Annotated in this window: 7 protein-coding genes; all 7 read left to right on the top strand. The window is 43.6% G+C overall.

The features are described from left to right. Positions 1–322 precede the first annotated feature (322 nt). On the top strand, positions 323–838 hold the full coding sequence (locus VIR50_RS01415; protein ID WP_331933365.1) for a hypothetical protein: 516 nt from the start codon (positions 323–325) through the stop codon (positions 836–838). A 153-nt stretch (positions 839–991) separates the two neighbouring features. Then, on the top strand, positions 992–1,177 hold the full coding sequence (locus VIR50_RS01410; protein ID WP_331933364.1) for a hypothetical protein: 186 nt from the start codon (positions 992–994) through the stop codon (positions 1,175–1,177). A gap of 452 nt (positions 1,178–1,629) precedes the next feature. Continuing rightward, positions 1,630–2,091, top strand: a complete 462-nt coding sequence (locus tag VIR50_RS01405; RefSeq protein WP_331933363.1) for a hypothetical protein — start codon at positions 1,630–1,632, stop codon at positions 2,089–2,091. 43 nt (positions 2,092–2,134) lie between these two features. Continuing rightward, positions 2,135–2,596 carry a hypothetical protein gene (locus VIR50_RS01400; protein ID WP_331933362.1) on the top strand — a complete coding sequence of 154 codons (462 nt, stop codon included), beginning with the start codon at positions 2,135–2,137 and terminating at the stop codon, positions 2,594–2,596. 50 nt (positions 2,597–2,646) lie between these two features. Beyond that, positions 2,647–3,114, top strand: a complete 468-nt coding sequence (locus VIR50_RS01395; protein ID WP_331933361.1) for a hypothetical protein — start codon at positions 2,647–2,649, stop codon at positions 3,112–3,114. 139 nt (positions 3,115–3,253) lie between these two features. Continuing rightward, the gene (locus VIR50_RS01390) at positions 3,254–3,712 is read left to right on the top strand and encodes a hypothetical protein (RefSeq protein ID WP_331933360.1); all 459 of its coding nucleotides are present in this window, start codon (positions 3,254–3,256) and stop codon (positions 3,710–3,712) included. Positions 3,713–3,909: 197 nt separating this feature from the next. Next, positions 3,910–5,789: methionine--tRNA ligase (gene metG, locus VIR50_RS01385; protein ID WP_331933359.1), on the top strand; the 1,880-nt coding region annotated here is incomplete at its 3' end.

Raw genomic sequence — 5,789 nt, 5'->3', positions numbered from 1 at the left:
AGAGTTTATCCAAAGGATGAAGTAGACAGCGTTTCAACGGAGAAAGTCTAACATTCGACCTGCGCTCCGTCAACCCATCAGCTTGTCAACTTCTGCTTTCTGAAAGCAGCCCTTTACCCCTTTAAAAGCAGTGCTTTGAGCCGCTGAAAGCTACCCTTTCAGGCGCCCGAAGCACTGCTTTTACAATTATTTAACTCGCTTTTTCCCATACCTATCACTTTTTTTTGTTTATTCGTATTTATAAACCACCACCGTGTCATCTTACCTTACTTTACATTATCATTTATCACTTATGTTTCACCCGTAAACCAACTACCCACCCATGAGACTAACCCGAATCATTTTTTACCTATTTGCTGCCACCCTATGTCTTACGACTTTGAGCAGTTGCGGTGGCGACGACGCTTCCGGAGAGACCTTTCAGCCACAGAAAGTTTCGCCTGAAATAGAGAAGTTCTTTGAGGCCCATTTGCCTATTTCAGGAAATTCGGACTGCTTCTTTAAGTCAGAAAAAATGGAAGCGGACTCGGCTGTTGTCCGTATAATCAACTCTATGGCCGAACTTCAGCAGCTTTGTTATGTTCCCGTGGAGCTGCCACAGATTGATTTTAGCAAGCACACGCTGGTCATAGGATGGAAAGAAGTTCCCAATATTGGTTATCAAATAGCTACTCAAAAGCTGCTTGTATCATCTTCCTCTGCCAAATTGTATATAGAAACGAAGCCGTTAGGACCTCGTTATCCTGCATTTAGTCGCCTCTTCTTTTGGGGCTTTTATCCCAAAACAGACATTAAGAAAATCAATGTAAAAGTCAAAAGAAACGATATAGGGTTATGAAACGAACGATTTTACTACTGCTATGCTTTGTAACTTTGGCAGCTATATAAAAGGTAAAACATATTTTTTATACATCATTTATATTCCGATTAACACATCAAAGGAGAAATTGACAGCTTCTTAACTCAATAATAATAGAATAAAACAACCTATATGAAAGACTTAGTATTAGCCATCATTTTCGGCATTGGCCTGATAGTCACGGCCATTGACGCATGGAAAGTATGGAAAAGCGATGAGCAGAAACGTATAAAAAACATTATCTACGAGCGCGATTTTGCATTCGCCGCCATCTTCTTCTACCTTACGGAACAGCATGTGCTGAACTATTTGTCATAAACCAGCGGCGAGCACGCGTTGACAAGTCATCAGTCAATAAGCCGGTAAATAGGCTATGAATAAGTGAGAGAAAAGAACCATCCGGTTTAAAGCAAAGAATTATATTCTTCAAATCCTTCCATAAAGAGTTCGGCATGTAGCCGAGCTCTTTCTTTATTTCCCCTTTAGGAAGTAAAACGAGGGAAGATCTACCTGCATACCTCAAAAATTTCTAAAGAAAAACACACCGTAACATAACTGAAAACACTACCGCGGAACCGTTTAAAAGAGGCAAAACGAGATTATTATGTTAAAGAACTCTAAAACAAAGAAAACCCATACCATATTTTCATAGCCTCGCAGTTACAAACATAGAAGCCCATCCCGCAATGACCACACATGCGGGTAATAAGCTGCAAAAAGAACTCATAATGAATAAAATCAACTCTAATTATGCTCAAAATTCAAAAACTATGAAACCAAGAAAACAATTGTTTACAATGATTATTGCCTGCGTTCTTGCAGTAATGACATTTTTCCTTTCCTCTTGTGCCAAGGACTCTATGGAGGTTTACCCTTATCTCAATACAAGAGAACTAACTGTTACGGGAAAGATAGGCAAAGATACCCTTTATTCTTTCAACAGTACATCACCGGATATAAACAGTGTATGGATACAAAAAGCTGACGGAACTATCCTTTTAAATTATAAATCAGAGAATAAAAACGAAATAAGAGACGGTCAGAAACTCATAGGCAAGATAGAATATGACGGCAATACCGTTTCTAAAATTGAAATTCCCGATTGGTGTGTCATCACTCGGTTCAAGAGAAAAAGAAAGCAATACGCCTACGCCGTTGAATATTTCGGCCGCAAAAACCCACAAATAATGATGGACCTTTACTATACCGGTGGAGCCATTGAAATAAAATAAGAGAAAGTAAAAACACATATTGACCATAAATAAAATAAGAAATATGAAAACAAAAAACAGTTTATATATCCTCACTACAGCCTGCCTTCTTGCAGTAATGGCATTTTGTCTTTCCTCTTGTGCCAAGGATACTATGGAAGTATATGCTTTTCCGAACAAATATTCGCTAACTGTAACAGAAAAAAATGGTAAGGACACCCTCTATTCCACTACCAGTACACAATTGGATATAAACGGTGTATGGATTTTAAAAAGCGACGGTACCTATCTATTAAATGACGATATAGAGAATAAGACCGAAATAAGAGATGGTCAGAAACTCATAGGAAAGATAGAATATGATGGCAATACCGTTTCTAAAATTGAGATTCCCGATTGGTGTGCCATCACTCGGTTCAAGAGAAAAAGAAAGCAATACGCCTATGCCGTTGAATATTTCGGCCGCAAAAACCCACAAATAATGATGACTTTATACTACATAGGTGGAGCTATCAAAATAAAATAAGAGAAAGCAAAAACACATATTGACCATAAATAAAATAAGAAATATAAAATATGAGTACAAGAAGTTATTTACATGATATTATCCCTTTCAGTATCATTACAATCATGGCGTTTTTTCTTTCCTCATGCGTTAAAGACGATCCGATAGGCATGGAGATTCCATCACTGAATAAAAACACGATAAAAGTGACCGGAAAGGAAAGCAAGGATACTATCTATTCCACTAATGGTGTAGATTGCAAACTCAATAACATTGAGATTGTAAGGGCAAAGGGTAGACCATTAACTTTTCAGATGGAAGGGGAACAAAATGCTGAAATAAAAGACGGAGACCAAAGTATTGGACGAATAGAATACAAAAATGGTGAAATAGCAAAAGTTGAAATCTATGATTGGTGCACGCTTACCGTTATCCGAAAGAATAAGTTGTATGCTTATATCATAGAAGCAAAGGGAGGCAAAGTGCCTCCAACAAAGATGTATCTGACTATACCGGGAATCATTGTCACGATAAGCTGACCCTTATCCGGCACCTCGCTTTCTCTACCATAAGGAAAAACGAAAGCTAATGCTTCCCAACACATAAAATTCTCTACTTTGCCTTTGGCTATGATAAAGAAAAATTTTGGTAAAACTCATGTAAAAAACAATAATTGTCATGAAACAAACAACACATTTTCCCACGATTCTATCCATACTTTTTGCTTGTATATCATTAATCTCTCTCTCGTCATGCGCCGATGAATGGATGGAGTATCCTCGCCCGAATAAGAACGAAATTCAAGTAACGGGTAAAATCGGTAAAGATACGCTCTATTCCTTCGTCGACGTTAATCTTATCTTTTCTCATACATTTTTGGTTCAAAGCGATGGCACCATCCTTTGGGACACGCAAAAAAATAACAAGAATGAACTTAATGACGGAAAGAATGTGATAGGAAAGGTAGAATATGATGGTGATGAAATCTCTAAAATAGAGATTCCCGACTGGTGCGTCATCACCCGATTCAAGAGAAAGAAAAAGCAGTATGGCTATATCATAGAGGCCCTTGGACGCAAGGATTTGCACATGTCTCTGAGTTTGCCCTATATAGGTGGATCAGTTGAAATAAAGTAAGAATATTAAAGGAAGACCAACCTCGGCCCTCCCAAAGGGGGAATGCACATGCTGAATACGACCATAGTGATACTAAGTCGCAAGTTGGTGCACCCTCCATTTGGGAGGGCCGAAGTAGGTCTTTTTTGTCCTTTTCTGTCGGATATTTCGCTGATTTAGAGTATCTTTGCATCAAAGTAAAAGATAAAACAGCTAAAATGGAACAGAAAAACTATAAACGCACTACCGTCACCGCCGCGCTTCCCTACGCCAACGGTGGCGTTCACATCGGCCACTTGGCCGGCGTGTATGTACCGGCCGACATCTACGTCCGTTATCTCAGACTGAAACAACAAGACGTTATCTTCATTGGCGGAAGCGACGAGCACGGTGTGCCCATCACCATCAGGGCAAAGAAGGAAGGCATTACGCCGCAGGACGTGGTCGACCGCTACCATACGATGATTAAAGAGTCGTTCAAGGAATTCGGCATTTCGTTCGACGTGTATAGCCGTACCACCAGCTCCACCCACCGCAAGCTGGCCAGCGACTTCTTCAAGAAGCTCTATGACGAGGGTAAGCTCGTAGAGCAGGAGACCGAACAATACTACGACGAGGAGGCCCATCAGTTCTTGGCCGACCGCTATATCATGGGCGAATGCCCCCACTGTCATAACACCGGCGCCTATGGTGACCAGTGTGAGAAGTGCGGAAGCGACCTCAGCCCCATGGAACTCATCAACCCCCACAGCACCATCAGCGGCTCCAAGCCCGTCATTCGCAAGACGAAGAACTGGTACTTGCCGCTCAACGACTATCAGCCATGGCTGAAACAATGGATTCTCGACGGGCATAAGGAGTGGCGATCCAATGTCTACGGACAGTGCAAGAGCTGGCTCGACATGGACCTCCAGCCACGTGCCATGACGCGTGACTTGGATTGGGGAATCCCCGTACCGGTGGAAGGGGCCGAGGGTAAGGTGCTTTACGTGTGGTTCGACGCGCCCATCGGCTACATCAGCAATACCAAAGAACTCTGTGACGCACAGCCCGAGAAGTGGGGCTCGTGGGAAAAATGGTGGAAAGAAGACGACACCCGATTGGTTCATTTCATAGGAAAGGACAACATTGTCTTCCATTGCGTCATATTCCCCACCATGCTCAAAGCCCACGGTAGCTATATCCTGCCCGACAACGTGCCCGCCAACGAGTTCCTCAACTTAGAGAACGACAAGATTTCTACGAGCCGCAATTGGGCCGTTTGGCTCCATGAATACCTGCGTGACTTCGAGGGCAAGCAGGACGTTCTGCGCTATGTACTCACTGCCAACGCACCCGAGACCAAGGACAACAACTTTACTTGGAAAGACTTTCAGGAGCGCAACAACTCTGAACTCGTAGCCATTTACGGCAACTTTGTCAACCGTGCGCTCCAACTTACCAAGAAATATTGGGACGGCGTGGTGCCCGCTTGTGGCGAACTGACCGACGTTGACCGTCAGGCTATCGCCGAATTCCAAGACGTGAAGGCCAAGGTAGAGAGCTATCTCGACGTATATAAATTCCGTGAGGCGCAGAAAGAGGCCATGAACTTGGCCCGTATCGGCAATAAATACATCACCGAGTGCGAGCCGTGGAAGGTGTGGAAGACCGATCCGAAGCGTGTGGAGACCATTCTCTACATATCGCTTCAGCTCGTGGCCAACCTCGCCATAGCCTTCGAACCCTTCCTTCCGTTCTCCAGCGAGAAGCTCCGCAGGCTCATCAACATGGACCAATTCGATTGGAGCCAGCTGGGTAGCACCACACTCCTCCGGCCCGGTCACCAACTGGCCGAGCCCGAACTGCTCTTCGAGAAGATAGAAGACGACACCATCCAACACCAGCTCGACAAGCTCGAGGCTACCCGCAAGGCCAATGAGGCCGCTGCCTACAAGGCACAACCCATAAAGCCCGAGGTGTCGTTTGAGGACTTTGAGAAGCTCGACATACGTGTAGGTCACATCAAAGACTGCCAGCGTGTGAAGAAGAGCAAGAAGCTCCTGCAGTTCACCATCGACGATGGCAGCGGCACCGACCGCACCATTCTCAGTGGCAT

It is taken from the genome of Prevotella sp. (genome assembly GCF_036570325.1).
Taxonomy (GTDB): Bacteria; Bacteroidota; Bacteroidia; order Bacteroidales; family Bacteroidaceae; genus Prevotella.
The sequence above is the reverse complement of the archived record's forward strand: the minus strand, read 5'-3'. Positions and strand labels throughout refer to the sequence as shown.